Origin of the sequence: Plantactinospora siamensis (assembly GCF_042434095.1) — a bacterium.
GTDB lineage: Bacteria > Actinomycetota > Actinomycetes > Mycobacteriales > Micromonosporaceae > KBS50.
Genome location: NZ_JBHLUE010000026.1, coordinates 674,670 through 689,653, shown reverse-complemented (window position 1 = coordinate 689,653; position 14,984 = coordinate 674,670). Strand labels below are relative to the sequence as shown.

Below are 14,984 nucleotides of genomic sequence, written 5' to 3'. Positions count from 1 at the left end.
TGGTGCCCGCCGCCCCCGACCTGCTCCTGCCCGCCGAGCCGCGACAACACGCGATCGCCCGGGACCTGTACGCGCTGGTGGCGGACCGTCCGCTCATCTCGCCGCACGGGCACGTGGATCCGGCCGTGCTGGCCGACGACGCGCCCTTCCCCGATCCGGCCCGGTTGCTCATCGTCCCCGACCACTACCTGACCCGGATGCTGCTCAGCCAGGGCGTGCCGCCGGCCGACCTGGGCGTGCCGAGCCGCGACGGCAGCCCGGTGGAGGCCGACGGTCGGCGGATCTGGCGGCGGTTCGCCGAGCACTGGCGGCTGTTCCGCGGCACCCCGTCCCGGCTGTGGCTGGAGCAGACCCTCCGGGACGTGTTCGGGGTGACCGTTCCGCTGTCGCCGGCAACGGCCGACCACGTGTACGACGAGATCGCCGCCCGGCTGGCCGAGCCGGCGTTCCGGCCGCGGGCGCTGTTCGAGCGGTTCAACATCGAGGTGCTGGCCACCACCGAGTCGCCGCTGTCCGATCTGGGCCACCACGCCAAGCTGGCCGCCGACGGCTGGGGCGGGCCGGGCGGCCGGGTGATCACCACGTTCCGCCCGGACAACGTGGTGGACTTCGAGTTCGACGGCTGGCCGCAGAACGTGGCGCGGCTCGGCGAGGTCGCCGGGACGGACACCGGGTCGTACGCCGGCTTCCTGGACGCCCTGCGGCGGCGGCGGGCGGCGTTCATCGCGGCCGGCGCCACCAGCTCGGACCACGGCCACCCGACGGCCCGCACCGTCGCGCTGGACGCGGCGGAGGCGACCCGGCTGTACGACCGGGCGCTGCGCGGCGCGGCCGGACCGGCCGACGCGGAGACGTTCCGGGCGCACATGCTGGTGGAGTTCGCCCGGATGTCCCTGGACGACGGGCTGGTCATGCAGCTGCACCCCGGCGCGGTGCGCAACCACAACCGGTGGCTGCACGCCCGGCACGGCCGGGACACCGGCGGCGACGTGCCGCAGGCCACCGAGTACGTGCACGCGCTGGCCCCGCTGCTGGACGCGTACGGCAACGATCCCCGGCTGCGATTGGTGGTCTACACGCTGGACGAGTACACGTTCAGCCGCGAGCTCGCCCCGCTGGCCGGCGGCTATCCGGCGCTCTACCTGGGTGCGCCCTGGTGGTTCCTGGACTCCCCCGAGGCGCTGCGCCGGTTCCGCGAGTCGGTGACGGACAGCGCCGGCTTCTACAACACCGCCGGCTTCGTCGACGACACCCGGGCGTTCTGCTCGATCCCGGTACGCCACGACGTGGCGCGGCGGGTCGACGCGGGCTTCCTGGCCCGGCTGGTGGCACAGGACCGGCTGCCGCTGGACGAGGCGGCCGAGACCATCGTGGACCTCGCCTACCACCTGCCCCGCAAGGTCTTCCGGCTGGACCGGGAGGTCCGGTCGTGACCATGATCACCAGGGTCGACGTGCACGACGTACGGTTCCCCACGGCCCGCGACGGCGACGGCTCGGACGCGATCAACCGGGGTGACTACTCGGCCACCTATGTCGAACTGCGCACCGACGACGGGCCGACCGGCGCCGGCTTCACCTTCACCAACGGCCGGGGCAACGAGATCACCTGCGCCGCGGTGCGGGCGCTCGCGCACCACGTGACCGGCCGGACCGTCGAGGAGATCGCGGCCGAGCCGGTGGCCTTCTGGCGCTCGCTCACGGCCGACGACCAGCTGCGCTGGCTGGGCCCGGAGAAGGGCGTCATTCACATGGCCACCGGGGCGCTGGTGAACGCGGTCTGGGACCTGCGGGCCAAGCTCGCCGGGGCGCCGCTGTGGCGGTTCCTCGCCGAGCTGCCCACCGCGGAGCTGGTGGCCAGCGTCGACTTCCGGCACATCACCGACGCGATCACCCCGGCCGAGGCGACCGCGATCCTGGACAAGGGACTGGTCGGACTGGCCGACCGGCGCGCCGAGCTGGACCGGGACGGCTTCCCGGCGTACACCACCTCGGTGGGCTGGCTCGGCTACCCGGACGCCAAGGTGCGGGCGCTGACCCGGGCCGCGTACGAGCGGGGTTGGCGGGCCATGAAGATGAAGGTCGGCGGCCAGCTCGCCGACGACCTGCGGCGGGCCCGGATCATCCGCGCGGAGATCGGCCCCGACGCGCTGCTCATGATGGACGCCAACCAGGTGTGGGACGTCGACGAGGCGATCGAGAAGATGGCGGTGCTGGCCGAGGTCGGGCCGTACTGGATCGAGGAGCCCACGCACGCCGACGACGTGCTGGGGCACGCCCGGATCGCCGCGGCCGTGGCGCCGATCCGGGTCGCCACCGGCGAGGTGGCGGCCAACCGGGTGATCTTCAAGCAGCTGCTCCAGGCCCGGGCCGTCGGTGTCATGCAGATCGACGCCTGCCGGGTCGGCGGCGTGAACGAGGTGCTGGCCGAGCTGCTGATGGCCGCGAAGTTCGGCGTCCCGGTCTGCCCGCACGCCGGCGGGGTGGGCCTGTGCGAGTACGTCCAGCACCTCGCGACCTTCGACTACCTGCGGGTCGGGACGGCGCTGCCCGGCCGGATGATCGAGTACGTCGATCACCTGCACGAACACTTCGCGGACCCGGTCCGTGCCCGGGGCGGTCGCTACCTGCTGCCGACGGCCGCCGGTTACAGCAGCACCATGCGGCCCGAATCCGTCGCCCGGCACACCTTCCCGGACGGCCCGGCGTGGCGGTGAGCGTCGGCCCGGACCCGCGGCCCGGCGGAACCGGCGGGGCTCGGCTGGCGCTGGCCACCCTGCCCCGGATCCCGGCGGCCAGTCGCCCGCTGCTGCGCCCCGGGGACGTGCCGGCCGGGATCGTCCATCTCGGACTGGGCGCCTTCCACCGGGCCCATCAGGCCGTCTACACGGAGGCCGCGATGGCCGCGGCCGGCGGGGACTGGGCGATCGTCGGCGTGGCCCCGCGCAGCCGGGCGGTGCTGGACGCCCTGGCCGCGCAGGACGGGCTGTTCAGCGTGACCACGGCCGCCGCCGCGGGCGGGCACACCCGGGTGGTCGGGTCGCTCGCCGCCGTGCGGCACGCGCCCGCGGACCCGGCCGCGGTGGTGCGGCTGCTCGCCGACCCGGCCATCCGGGTGGTCACGCTCACCGTGACGGAGAAGGCGTACCAGCTCGACCCGGTCTCCGGGCGGCTGCGCCCGGACCCGGACCTCGCGGCGGACCTGACCACCGACCGGCCGCCGGTCACCGTGCCCGGGCTGCTGCTGCGCGGCCTGCTCGCCCGGGCCGCGGCCGACGGCGGACCGCTGGCCCTGGTCAGCTGCGACAACCTGCCCGCCAACGGGCGCCGGCTGGCCGGCATGGTCGACCAGGCGATCGGGTACGCCCGCACGCCGGACCGGCTGGCCGAATGGATCCGGCGCCGGGTGACGTTCCCGGGCACGATGGTGGACCGGATCGTGCCGGCCAGCACGCCGGTCACCCTGGCGACCGCGGCCCGGGCGCTGGGCGTGCGCGACCTCGCGGCGGTGACCGCCGAGCCGTACCGGCAGTGGGTGATCGAGGACGTGTTCCCGGGCGGGCGGCCGGCCTGGGAACGGGCCGGGGCCGTGCTCACCACCGACGTGCGGCCCTGGGAGCTGCTGAAGCTGCGCACCCTCAACGGCCTGCACTCGGCGGTCGCGTACCTGGGGGCGCTCGCCGGCCGGGAGACCATCGCGGACGCCCTCGCCCTGCCGCACCTGACCACCGTGCTGCGCCGGCTGGTGGCCGAGGAGGTGGCCGCCAGCTTCCGGCCGCCGGAGGGGATCTCCGTGGTCGACTACGGCGAGCAGGCGCTCGGCCGGTTCACCGACCCGGCCATCCGGCACCGCACCGCGCAGGTGGCCATGGACGGGTCGCAGAAGCTGCCGCAGCGCGTCCTGCACACGATCATCGACCTGCGCGCGGCAGGCCGGCCGGTGGACTGGGCCGCGCTCGTGGTGGCCGCCTGGATGCGGTACGCCCGCGGCCGCGCCGACGACGGCGCGGTGCTGAGCCTGGACGACCCGCTCGCCGACCGGATCCGGGCCCGGCTCGCCGCGGTGCCGGACACCCCGGCCGGGGTGGCCGAGGCGCTGTTCGGGCTCGCCGAGGTCTTCCCGCCCGAACTGGCCGGGGACGACCTGCTGCGCGCGGCGGTGACGGGGTGGTTGACCGAACTGGACCGGCACGGGGTGGCCGGCACGCTGGCCCGGGCGGCGTGACGGTGCGCCGCGGAGAGGAGGTCCAGCACTGATCCGGCCGGGCGGACGGAAACCGCGGTGCAAACGACGACCGGAAACGGCGGCACGAATTCGGGCGCCGGGCCGCAATTGGCGACGGACGCCGAGGCGGGAAATCGCGTTGCGCAAAAAACACTGCAACACATCTGCATATTTCTCGCATTGACCGCGCCATTCGAAGCTCTCTACCTTTTGTCATAGGCGCATTTCTATTTCATGACGATTTCGGCGCGCCGGCGTCCCCATGGAGCGTGCGACATGCGAAACCGCAGAACGGCCGCGACGGCGCTGCTGGCCGCGCTGGCGGCGGTCCCCGCCGTGGCGGTCCCCGCCGCCCGACCGGCCGCCGCGGCACTCGTACCCGCGACGGCGGCGCTGTCGTCGGCGGGGGCGGCGCCAGCGGCGCTGGGTCGCCAGGTGCTGCCCGCCGGCGACGGGTGGGCCGCCGACGGCGCCGGCACCACCGGCGGCGCCGGGGCCACCGACAGCCAGGTCTACGAGGTGTCCAGCCGGGCCGGATTGGTCCGCGCCCTGGGCGGGGACAATGCCACCAACCGGTCGAACGGCACCCCCAAGATCGTCTACGTCACCGGCCACATCGACGGCTTCGAGGCCGACGACGGCGCCCTGCTCGGCTGCGCCGACCTGGCCGACCCCGGATACTCGCTGCCGGCCTACCTGGCGGCCTACGACCCGGCGGTGTGGGGCCGCACCGACCCGACCGGCCCGCTGGAGCAGGCCCGGCTGCGATCGGTTGCCAACCAGACCCGGCAGACCCAGATCAACGTCGGTCCCAACACCACCATCGTCGGCCGGCGCGGCGCCCGGCTCACCGGGCTCACCTTCATGGTGGACACCGCCAGCAACGTGATCATCCGCAACCTCACCTTCGACGACGCCCACGACTGCTTCCCGGCCTGGTCGCCCACCGACGGCGACAGCGGCAACTGGAACTCGCAGTACGACCACATCTCGGTCCGACGCAGCGAGCACGTCTGGGTCGACCACGACACCTTCACCGACGGCGCCAACCCGGACAGCGACCAGCCCGTCCACTTTGGCCGGCCGTACCAGGTGCACGACGGCTCGCTGGACATCACCCACACCGCCAGCCTGGTCACCGCCTCGTTCAACCGGTTCGTCGGCCGGGACAAGCTGATGCTGATCGGCTCGTCCAACACGGTCGGGCCGGACGTCGGCCGACTCAAGGTGACGCTGCACCACAACTACTTCGACCGGGACCTGCAACGCCTGCCGCGGGTGCGCTTCGGCCAGGTGGACGTCTACAACAACTACTACCGGCTCGGCGGACCGGAATTCCAGTACGCCCTCGGGGTCGGCGTGCAGTCCGCGATCTACGCCGAGAACAACTTCTTCGACCTGCGCGCCGGCGTTTCGCCCGCCGACCTCATCCACGACTGGGGCGGCACGGCCATCACCGAGCGCGGCAGCTGGGTCCGGCCCGAGGGCGGCCCGGGCCGACCGGTCGACCTGCTGGCCGCGTACAACTCCGCACACGACCCGGACCTGACCGGCGACGCCGGCTGGATCCCCCGGCTGCGCGCCGGCCCGGTGCTGCCGACTCCGCTGGTGCCGCTCGCGGTGCTGCTGCTCGCCGGCGCCAACCGGCTGCCCGGCAGCTGAGCCGCCGTTTCCGACCGCCGCGGTCGCCGTCCGCGGTCGGCCGCGAGCCGCGCCGCGACCAGCCGTACCACGACCGGCCCCCGGCGGCGCGGGTCGTGCGCCATACTTCCCCGGGTGCGATCGGTAGCGAGCTTCACCGCCGAGACGGTGGCACTGCAGCGGGCGTTCGAGTCCCGCCGCCCGGCGAGCCGCCGGCTCTTCGTCGACCCGTACGCCACCGCCTTCCTGCGTCCCTCTCTGCGCCTGCTGGCCGCCGCGGCCGGCGTACCCGGCCTGCGCCGGGTTGCGACCGGGCTCTACGACGCCGTCGGCGGCCCGGGACCTCGGCCGTCGGCGATCGTGCGGACCAGGGTCATCGACGACGCGCTGACCGCGGCCAGCGAGCGCGTCCGGCAATGCGTGCTGCTGGGCGCCGGGTACGACACCCGGGCGCACCGGCCGCCGGCGCTGGCCGCCATGCCGGTGTTCGAGGTCGACCACCCGGCGACCCAGGCCGCCAAACGGGCCGTGATTGACCGGCTCGGCCTCGACGCGGGCCGGATCCGGTACGTTCCGGTGGACTTCGAGCACGACGACCTGCGGGCCCGGCTGGACGCTGCCGGTTTCGAGGCCTCGGCGCCCACCGCGGTCGTCTGGGAGGGCGTCACCAACTACCTCACGGCCGAGGCCGTGGACGCCACCCTCGCCGTCGTCCACGAGCTGATCGGCGCCGAGGGCCTGCTGGTGATGACGTACGTCGACGCCCGGGTGCTGGCCGACCCGGCCCGCTTTCCCGAGGCGGCCCGCTGGATGCGTGCCGTGGCCCGGGCCGGGGAGCCATGGACCTTCGGGCTCCACCCGGACAAGACCCCCGGCTTCCTCGCCGCCCGCGGCTTCCGGCTGCGCGCCGATATGTCCACACAGGACGCCGCCCGGGCCTGGCGCGCCGACCTGGAGCGCCGCGACCGCCCGTCCGCGCTCTACCGGATCGTGACCGCCGAACGGGCGGACGCGCCGACGCGGTGGCACGGGGAGGGAACGAGATGACCCACGACGGTGGATGGGGTCGGGTCGGCTGGAACCTGTGGTCCGACCCGGCCCAGGTGCGCGCCCGGCTCGCCGCCGGCGCCGATCCGAACTCCCCGATCCGGGGCGCCGAGCCACCGCTGCACTCGGCCGCCCAGTGGGGCTCCGCCGAGGTGGTCGCGGAGCTGTCGGCTCGGGTCGAGGACGTGGATGCGAAGCACGACGGGCGCACGGCTCTGTGGGTGGCCGTCAACGTCGATCGGCCGGCCAACGCCCGGGTGCTCGCCGAGTCCGGCGCGGACCCGTGGCGGCCCATGATGGCCGGCTGGTCGCCCGGCCGGCTGAGCCTGGCCGGCCGGACCCCGGATCTCTTCCCGGCCCCGCCCGACGGCCAGGTCCTGACCCCCGCCGAGGCGTCCGCCGCGGCGGAGGCACGCCGGCTGGGGGACGCGCTGGACGGGCTCCACACCGAGGGCATGAGCCTGTGCTGCGTCGGCGGCGTGGACGCGGCCGAGGCCGTACGCCGGCTCGGGGCCACCATCATCGGGCCCGCCGATCCGGACGAGGTCGACGAGTTCCCCGACGATCCGACGAGCGACGCGGCCCTGCTCATGGTCGGCGTCACCGACGTGCCGGGTGGCTGCGTGATCAGCCAGCGCTGGGGGTACGGGGCGTCCACCCCGGTGGTGTCCCGCCTGCTGTCGGCCGGCACGGTCTGCTATGCCATGTACGCGAACCCGAAGAGCGGCAACCAGGGCAGCATCTTCCGGGACGGCGTCTGCGCCGGCTGGGACCTGCATCCCGGCGGCGGCTGGTCCAGCGCCGACGACTCGGCCGAGGAGATCCTGCGGACGTTTCTCCACCGCCACCGGGCCGTCGCCTACTGCTGTGCCTATGCCGGGGTGCGGCCCGCGGACGCCCGTCCGTTCGAGAATGCCCCGGATCTCTGGGTGCGGCTGCCGGACCGGGACTACTGGTCCCGCACCGACTGAGCCCGCCGCCGGCAGCGACGTGGCGGCAGCCTCCCGGCGGGAGCGGCGCCCGGGCCCCTCAGGAGGCCGCAGGGATTCGCAACTACGCAGGTCGCGGTCGTACTGTTCCGGGCCGAACAGGCTCGCCGACGCCTGCCACGCCAACACCCACCGGTCAGGCGTCGCTGGGGTGGCAGGACTGGATGCTGAGGGTGGAGTTGCCCGAGACCTCGGCGTTACGCCGACTCCAGGTAGCGCCGCTGGTCCCCCAGCAGTGCGGCGTGCGCGGCGCGCAGCCGGGCCAGCGCCGGGTCGCCACCCGGACCAACCCGGCGATCCAGCTCGGCCCAGGCCTCTGCCAGCGCGTCGGCCAGGACGCGCAGCTCGGCCGCGTGCCGGCGGGCGCCGCGCCGGTGCTGTTCGTCGAGCCGGCGGGCCCAGCCCGCCGAGACCGCGGCCACCCGCTCGGCGTCCGCGCGGGCCTGCGCGGCCGTGCGGGCCGCGGCGGCCGGGACGATCGCGGCCACCGGGCGCGGATCGCCGTCGCGGGTCACCACGGTGACCGTGTCGGCCAGCTCGGCCATGGCCACGAGCTGGATCAGTCGGGTGCGGACCTCGCGCATCGGCAGCGCGCGCGGCCGATCGGCATCACTGGGCAGGGCGGAGACAGCCATGCGTCGATGATGCGACCCGGGTCCGACACTTTCGCCGGAAACCGCGACGGTCGGTCGTCGGGTCGGCGCACCCGGCCGGCCCCGCCGGGCGGCTCACCCAGCCGGCCTAGCCGGGTGGGTGAGCCGCGCGGACTCCAGCCCGCTCGAATCTCCCCGAGCGAGCCGCCCGCTCACCGTTAAGAAGGGGCCCCGCCTATACAAAAGACGATAAGAAGGGGCCCTTCCTTCGCCTCAGCGGGTGGTGCAGCTGACGGTGGTGGGCACGGCGTTGCCGGTCGTCCAGGTGCCGGTGAAGCCGAAGCTGGTGCTGGCCCCGGCCGCGAGCGGACCGTTGTAGCCGGCGTCCCGGACCGTCACGGTGGCGCCGGTCTGGGTGTACGTGCCGTTCCACAGCGAGGTCACCTGCTGCCCGTTCGGGAACGACCAGCTCACCGACCAGCCGGCGATGGCGGATCCACCGTTGTTCTTCACCGTCACGTCGGCCTGGAAGCCGCCGCCCCACGAGTTGGTCACCTTGTACGTGGCCGCGCAGCCCCCGGCCGGCGGCGGGGTCGGCGGACCGCTGGTCGGCGGCGCCGAGGTCGGCGGGGCGCTGGTCGGCGGCGGCGTCGTGGGCGGGGCGCTGGTCGGGGGCGCGCTGGTCGGCGGGGTCGACGTGGGCGGCGCGGACGTCGGCGGGGTGGTGGAGCCGCCGGTCCGGTCGGCCACCAGGATGCCGCGGCCGTTGGTGCCCAGGTAGACCCGGCCGTACACCCGCGGGTCGCCGGTCAACGCCTCGCCCGCGTTGCCGTACTGGTGCTGGTTGTCATTGATCCGCACCCAGCCGGCGCCCGCAGTGTCGGACCGGAACACCCCGGCCTGCCCGTCGACCGTGCCGACCAGGAACACCGCCGGGTACGTCTGTCCCGGCGCCGCCTTGCCGAAGCCCACGTTGACCGACGCCGACACGCCGCTGACCTTCGCGAAGCTGGCCCCCGAGTCGGTGGAGCGCCACAGGCCGCCGTCGCCGGCCAGCCACAGGTCGCCCTCCTTGCCGGGCACCGCCTTGAACTTCACCGTGCCGGTGCTCGGCAGCCCGGTGGCGGCGCTGGCCGCGAAGCTGGCCCCGCCGTTGGTGCTCACGTACAGCTTGCCGCCGGAGAAGCCGTAGAACTTGTTCTTGTTGACCCGGTCCGACTCGATCACCGCGTTGGCCGGGATGCCGGTCGCCGCCGTCCACGAGTTGCCGAAGCCGACCGAGCGGACCACCTGGATGCCCGGGTCGGCCGGCGCCCAGACGAAGGTGCTGCCGTCGGCCGCCGCGGCCACCGTGCCGCCGTTGTTCACCCCGCCCGGCTCGGTGCCGGAGAACCAGTTGGCCCCGCCGTCGGTGGAGAACGCCACGTGGCTGTCGTTGGGCCGGTCCGAGTCGGTGAAGTTGCCGGCCCGCACCAGCACCGACGGGTTGGCCTCGGCATAGTCCAGGCTGGTGGTGCTGGTGAAGACCGGCTGGGTGAACATCATCGACGGCACGGCGCTCAGGTCGGTGTGCCGGAAGCCGCCGATGTCGCCGAGGCCGCTGATCAGCGGCGCGCCGGTCGGCGGGCTGATCAGGTCGAGGACGGCGGTCTCCTCCAGGCCCTTCGCCATCGGCCTGATGGTGAACGTGCCGCCGGTGTCCCACTTGGTCAGGTCGGTGGCGCCGTAGAGGGTGGCGCCGGTGCCGTACATCATCCGGTCGCTGTCGAACGGGTCGATCTCCACCGACTCGTTCATCCAACCGAGCTTCGGCGTCTCCTCCGGCGGCTGCGGGTTGGCGCCGAAGGTGAGCCACGGATCGGAGCTGATGTCCATCGTGTACTTCTTGGTCCGGCTCGGGTAGCCGTTCCAGTCCCAGATCCGGGTCCAGGTGGCGCCCGCGTCGGTGCTGCGGAAGAAGATCGCGTCCGGCCACCAGGAGACCTGGGTGGCCACCATGATGGTGTTCGGGTGCTGCCGGTCGATGGTCAGGCCCGAGTAGCCGAAGTAGTCATCACCGCTGGACGACGGGATCGGGCTGATCTGCGTCCACGCCCCGGTGGCCCGGTTGAACTTCCACACGTCGCCCTTGGCCCCGTCGTACGGGCCGCCGGTGTCGCTGGTGGCGATGTAGAGAAAGCCGCCCACCGGGTCCACCACGCCCTTGTGGGCGAGGTACCCGGTCGGTTGCCCGGCGATCCGCTCCCAGGTGGAGCCGCCGTTGGTGCTGCGGTACACCGGGCTGGCCTTGTCCGCCACACCCACGTAGATCGTCTGGGTGGCGCTGCCCGACGTGGCGGTGCTCTTGTCGAAGGTGACCCAGCTCAGGCCCTGGTTCTGGCTGTTGTAGCCGGTCGTGTCGTTCGGGTTGGCCTGGTAGTTGCCGGCGTTGGGGAAGTTGGTCACCTTGGCCCAGGTGGCGCCGTAGTCGGTGCTGCGCCACAGGCCGTTGCCGCCCTCGGCGCCGTAGTACAGGATGCTGCCCTTGTTCGGGTCGACGGCCAGCCGCTCCCCGGTGCCCCGGCTGGGCATGTTGCCGCCGTTCTTGAACGGCAGTTCGGTGACCTGCCAGGTCGCGCCCTTGTCCGACGAGCGCAGGATGGCGCCGTTGTTCGGGTCCCAGTCGTTGGTGTACATGCCGACCGCGGCGTACACCCGGTTGGTCTGCACCGGGTCGGCGGCCAGGCTGACCACCCCGTTGTAGCCCCACTTGTCGGCGCCCACCCAGTCCAGCAGCGGTGTCCAGGACTGCGCCGTCTGGTCCCACCGGTACGCGCCGCCGATGTCGGTGCGGGCGTAGATCAGGTTCTTCTCGCCGGGGTTGAAGACGACGCCGGGGACGAAGCCGCCGCCGTCGATCCGGACGTTCTTCCAGCTGTACGCGTCGGCCGCGACCGCGGCCGCCGGGGTGGCGGCCGGCACGGCCAGTTGCACCGCCACCACCGCCAGGGCGGCGGCCAGCGCGGACGCGAGCGCGCCGGAAACAATTCTCCGCATCTGCGGGTCCTCTCGGGGTCGACGCCGACGGTGGCGGGCGGGCCCGCGCCCGTGGCGTACGTCGGATCGGGATGGCCGGACGGCCAACCGCTCCGCGACGGCTGCCCGGCCTCGCGGAGGTGCTGCATCGGCTCCCGCAGATGGAGTGCATTCACGGTAGACGATCGGCCCGGCCGCACGGAAGCGCTTCGACGCCTCGTACGCTGCGGCGGTCCGCATTCGGTGGTCGCGTCGGGTCTTCCTTCCCGGCGGGTGGGGCCGCGGGTGCGGGTGGGATCGGCTATAAGTGACGCATGGATCTCCCGACGCACCTGGGCTCGATGCCGATGCACGCGATCACCGAGATCCATGGCGAGTCCGGGCTGCTGGAACGGTTCCGGCTGGAGGCGGACCGGTTCGAGCCCGGGGCACGCCGCCGGCTCACCGCCGCGCTCGAGCTCGCCGCCGAGCTGCACCGGGCCGACCGCCGGGTCCGCGAGCCGTACCTGAACCACCTGCTCCGGGTGGCCATCCGGCTGATGCACCACTATCAGGTGCGGGACGTCGATGTCATCGTGGCTGGCCTGCTGCACGACGCCGTCGAGGACCATCCGGCCGAGCTGGCCGGCGTCGTACCGGCCGGGACCGCGCCGCGGGACGCGGCGCTGGCCGCGCTGGCCAACCGGTTCGGGGACCGGGTGGCGCGCCTCGTGGCGGCGGTGACCAACCCGGAGTACGACCCCGAACGGGACCGGCACCAGCAGTACCGGGAGCACGTGGCCGCGAGTCTCGACCGGGAGCCGTGGGCTCGGGTCATCAAGCTGTCCGACTTCACCGACAACGGGGTGGGGATCATCCACACGGTCGGCCCGAAGGTGCTGTCGTCGGCCATGAAGTACCGCCCGCTCGTGCCGGTGTTCCGGGAGCTGGTGGCCCGGCCCGACACCCCGCTCTCGGAGCCGGTCAAGCAACACATCTACGAGCAGCTCGACCTGGCCGAGGAGCGCTTCAGCGCGATCCTGGACGAGGCGCCGTCCGACCGCTGATCGGGCGCTTTCTTTTCCGGCTCGCCATGGGTTTGTCCGGTGTGCCGGCGGGCACCCTGCGTACAGCGTCCTAGGATCCTGTCTTGTTGGACGGTTCCGGCCCGGAAGCGCGCGGCGCCCCGACACCCGCCAGGGTGTCGGGGCGCCGCTGGGCCGGAGCGGACCCGACGGGTTACCGCTGCGCGCCGGCGGGCGCCGGCCAGCTGTCGCGGAAGACCTTCGTGCCGCTGCCGGAGGTGATGGCGAAGCTGAAGTTGCGGTCCACCTGAGCCGCCTCACCCGAGCTCGGGTACGGGTTGGTGCAGGAGGTGCCGGCGCTGCCGCCGGACATCAGGATCGCGCAGCTGCCGTTGTAGTTGTCCGGCAGGCCGAGCAGATGTCCCATCTCGTGCGCGACGATCCGCAGCGGGCTGTACTGGGCGGCCTGCTGGGAGTCGATCACGATGTACCCGTTGCCGAGGCTGTACGTCACGGCGTACGAGCCGCCGCCGGACGTGTAGTAGATCATGATGTTCGAGCCGCAGCGGGACACGTTGATGTTGGCGGTGGCGTTGTTCCAGATCGTGGCGGCCTGGTTGGCGTAGGTCGCGTACGGGCCGGCCTGGCTGGTGCTGTAACACACGTTGCGGATGGCGAGGGTCGAGGCGCCGGCGGCCGCGGGCGTCGCGGCGCCGGCGGTGGCGGCGAGCGCGGCCAGCGAGGCGGCGGCGAGGCTGACCAGGACGCGCTTGAGGGGACGCAGTGACACGGTTCCACACTCCCGGATCGACGCTGAACGGGGACGAAACAATCGTAAGATTTGAATATCTGGATGTCTATCCCCGATCTTCGCCCGGCCGCCCGCGGGCGCTTGGCGCCCCGCACGCCACCGGCACACCGGCACACCGGCGGCCCGGCGCGGAGCGCGCCGGGCCGTCGGTGCCGTCCATCGGTCAGGGCGTCCGCCACCGCTGGTTGGAGCGGTTGTTGCAGGACCACTGGATGACCGGCGCGTTGTTGCTCGTCGAACCGCCCCGCACGTCCAGACACCGGTTGCTGTGCCGGGCGATCAACGGGGTGTTGCTCAGCGTGCTGATGTTGATCAGGAACGACTGGTTGCCGGAACCCACGCAGGTGTACTGGTCCACCTTCGCGCCCTTGGCCTTGCTGCCCCCGTGCACCGTGAGGCACTTGCCGCTCCTGACGTTGCGCAGCGCGTACGCCACCCCGCCGGTCCACTCGAAGGTCCACCGCTGGTTGGCCGCGCCCTTGCAGGTGTACTGGTCGACCGGCGCGTTGTTGGCTTTGCTGGCGCCATGCACGGTCAGACACTTGCCGCTGTGCCGGTTTTTCACGTACCCGGTGGCCGGCCGGGCCAGGACGGTGACGCCGGCCGGCGTCACCCGGCCGGACTCCGCCGGCACGAAGACCAGGCCGGCGTTCGCGACGCCCCCTGCGGCCGCCGACGTGGTGGCCGGTCCGGCGGCCGCGGTGGCGGGTTCGGGGCCGGGCCTAGCGGCCGCGGTGGCGGGTCCGGCCGCCGCCGGCAGCGCCGACGTGGCGAGGAGCGCCGCACCGGCCAGCAGTGCGGCCAGGGACATGACGATCGATGGTCTTCTCATCCTGTCAAATACCATTTCTGATTGGAGCGGCCGTTGCAGGACCACTGGATGACCGGCGCGTTGTTGCTCGTCGAGCCGCCCTTGACGTCCAGGCACTTGCCGCTGGCGTAGCCCTTGATCGGGTACTTCTTGCCGGTCACCCACCTGCTGCTGAAGAGCTGGTCCGGCGCGTTGTTGCAGGACCACTGGATCAGCGGAGCGCCCTTGCTCTTGCTGCCGCCCTTGATGGACAGGCACTTGCCGCTCTGGAAGCCGACGATCCGGGCCAGCATGGGCATCGTCCGGTAGACCACCCACCACTGGTTTCGGGCCCCCGATCGGCAGGTGTACTGGTCGATCCGGGTGCCCTTGGCCGTGCTGGCCCCGTGCACCGTGAGGCACTTGCCACTGTGCTGGTTACGGATGTAATAGACGTTGTCCCGGGCGCCGAGCACGTGCTCGAGCGCCACGCCCGACGGTCCCGGCGCGACCGCCGGCGCGGCCGCGGAGCCGACCGCCGGCGCCGGCCCGGGGAGGGCGGCCGGCGCGGCAACGGCGGCCGGCGCGGCAACGGCGGCCGGAGCGGCAACGGCGGCCGGCGGCGCCGCGAGGGCGAGGCCGGCGACGGCCAGCGCCACCGGCAGCAGCGCGCCGATCCGCCGGCCGGCGGGCCCGGTCGGTCGGGACGGCGCGGTCACGGCCGCCCCCTCGAACGGCGCGGCGAACTTTCGAATTCCATCAAATACCTCTCGTTCGGTCCGGCAGTACCGCCACGATGCATGCCGGACGATGTGCCGGCGTTGGACGGACGTTGGGCCCGGCCGGACGACGAGTGGGCAAGGGCCGTGC

General features: G+C 73.3%; 12 protein-coding genes. 7 read left to right on the top strand and 5 right to left on the bottom strand.

The window, feature by feature from the left end; genetic code table 11:
• The first annotated feature begins 2 nt into the window (after window positions 1–2).
• From uxaC to ACFFHU_RS28355, 6 genes are all read left to right on the top strand, one after another.
• Window positions 3–1,433, top strand: a complete 1,431-nt coding sequence (uxaC, locus tag ACFFHU_RS28380) for a glucuronate isomerase (protein WP_377343461.1) — start codon at window positions 3–5, stop codon at window positions 1,431–1,433.
• Window positions 1,430–2,716, top strand: coding sequence for an enolase C-terminal domain-like protein (locus tag ACFFHU_RS28375; protein ID WP_377343458.1), 1,287 nt, complete (start codon window positions 1,430–1,432; stop codon window positions 2,714–2,716). The genes uxaC and ACFFHU_RS28375 overlap by 4 nt, the downstream gene beginning before the upstream one ends.
• Complete coding sequence (locus tag ACFFHU_RS28370; protein WP_377343457.1) at window positions 2,707–4,224, top strand: mannitol dehydrogenase family protein; 1,518 nt, start codon at window positions 2,707–2,709, stop codon at window positions 4,222–4,224. The genes ACFFHU_RS28375 and ACFFHU_RS28370 overlap by 10 nt, the downstream gene beginning before the upstream one ends.
• A 276-nt stretch (window positions 4,225–4,500) precedes the next feature.
• Window positions 4,501–5,886, top strand: coding sequence for a pectate lyase family protein (locus tag ACFFHU_RS28365; protein WP_377343456.1), 1,386 nt, complete (start codon window positions 4,501–4,503; stop codon window positions 5,884–5,886).
• A 114-nt stretch (window positions 5,887–6,000) separates the two neighbouring features.
• A complete protein-coding gene (locus ACFFHU_RS28360; RefSeq protein WP_377343454.1) occupies window positions 6,001–6,912 on the top strand; it encodes a class I SAM-dependent methyltransferase in 912 nt (303 codons plus the stop codon).
• On the top strand, window positions 6,909–7,883 hold the full coding sequence (locus tag ACFFHU_RS28355) for an ankyrin repeat domain-containing protein (protein ID WP_377343452.1): 975 nt from the start codon (window positions 6,909–6,911) through the stop codon (window positions 7,881–7,883). Before ACFFHU_RS28360 ends, ACFFHU_RS28355 begins: the two co-directional genes overlap by 4 nt.
• Before the next feature lie 215 nt (window positions 7,884–8,098).
• Here ACFFHU_RS28355 and ACFFHU_RS28350 read toward each other — a convergent pair whose 3' ends face one another.
• Together ACFFHU_RS28350 and ACFFHU_RS28345 are read right to left on the bottom strand one after the other, a co-directional pair.
• Window positions 8,099–8,536 carry a type II toxin-antitoxin system Phd/YefM family antitoxin gene (locus tag ACFFHU_RS28350; protein WP_377343451.1) on the bottom strand — a complete coding sequence of 146 codons (438 nt, stop codon included), beginning with the start codon at window positions 8,534–8,536 and terminating at the stop codon, window positions 8,099–8,101.
• Window positions 8,537–8,767: 231 nt separating this feature from the next.
• Window positions 8,768–11,530, bottom strand: a complete 2,763-nt coding sequence (locus ACFFHU_RS28345; protein ID WP_377343450.1) for a cellulose binding domain-containing protein — start codon at window positions 11,528–11,530, stop codon at window positions 8,768–8,770.
• Between the two features lie 293 nt (window positions 11,531–11,823).
• Here ACFFHU_RS28345 and ACFFHU_RS28340 point away from each other — a divergent pair, with 293 nt between their 5' ends.
• Window positions 11,824–12,555, top strand: a complete 732-nt coding sequence (locus ACFFHU_RS28340) for an HD domain-containing protein (RefSeq protein ID WP_377343449.1) — start codon at window positions 11,824–11,826, stop codon at window positions 12,553–12,555.
• Window positions 12,556–12,727: 172 nt separating this feature from the next.
• Here the strand turns inward: ACFFHU_RS28340 and ACFFHU_RS28335 are convergent, their stop codons facing one another.
• From ACFFHU_RS28335 to ACFFHU_RS28325, 3 genes are all read right to left on the bottom strand, one after another.
• Window positions 12,728–13,303 carry a snapalysin family zinc-dependent metalloprotease gene (locus ACFFHU_RS28335; RefSeq protein ID WP_377343448.1) on the bottom strand — a complete coding sequence of 192 codons (576 nt, stop codon included), beginning with the start codon at window positions 13,301–13,303 and terminating at the stop codon, window positions 12,728–12,730.
• A gap of 184 nt (window positions 13,304–13,487) precedes the next feature.
• Window positions 13,488–14,135 carry an RICIN domain-containing protein gene (locus ACFFHU_RS28330; protein ID WP_377343446.1) on the bottom strand — a complete coding sequence of 216 codons (648 nt, stop codon included), beginning with the start codon at window positions 14,133–14,135 and terminating at the stop codon, window positions 13,488–13,490.
• A gap of 17 nt (window positions 14,136–14,152) precedes the next feature.
• Window positions 14,153–14,833: an RICIN domain-containing protein gene (locus tag ACFFHU_RS28325; RefSeq protein ID WP_377343443.1), complete on the bottom strand. Its 681-nt coding sequence runs from the start codon at window positions 14,831–14,833 to the stop codon at window positions 14,153–14,155.
• Between the last annotated feature and the right edge of the window lie 151 nt (window positions 14,834–14,984).

Bases quoted from the DNA above. Each gene is read 5' to 3' on its own strand.
- ACFFHU_RS28365 (WP_377343456.1), top strand. From the start codon at position 4,501: ATGCGAAACCGCAGAACGGCCGCGACGGCGCTGCTGGCCGCGCTGGCG.
- ACFFHU_RS28355 (WP_377343452.1), top strand. From the start codon at position 6,909: ATGACCCACGACGGTGGATGGGGTCGGGTCGGCTGGAACCTGTGGTCC.
- ACFFHU_RS28350 (WP_377343451.1), bottom strand. From the start codon at position 8,536: ATGGCTGTCTCCGCCCTGCCCAGTGATGCCGATCGGCCGCGCGCGCTG.
- ACFFHU_RS28345 (WP_377343450.1), bottom strand. From the start codon at position 11,530: ATGCGGAGAATTGTTTCCGGCGCGCTCGCGTCCGCGCTGGCCGCCGCC.
- ACFFHU_RS28340 (WP_377343449.1), top strand. From the start codon at position 11,824: ATGGATCTCCCGACGCACCTGGGCTCGATGCCGATGCACGCGATCACC.
- ACFFHU_RS28330 (WP_377343446.1), bottom strand. From the start codon at position 14,135: ATGTCCCTGGCCGCACTGCTGGCCGGTGCGGCGCTCCTCGCCACGTCG.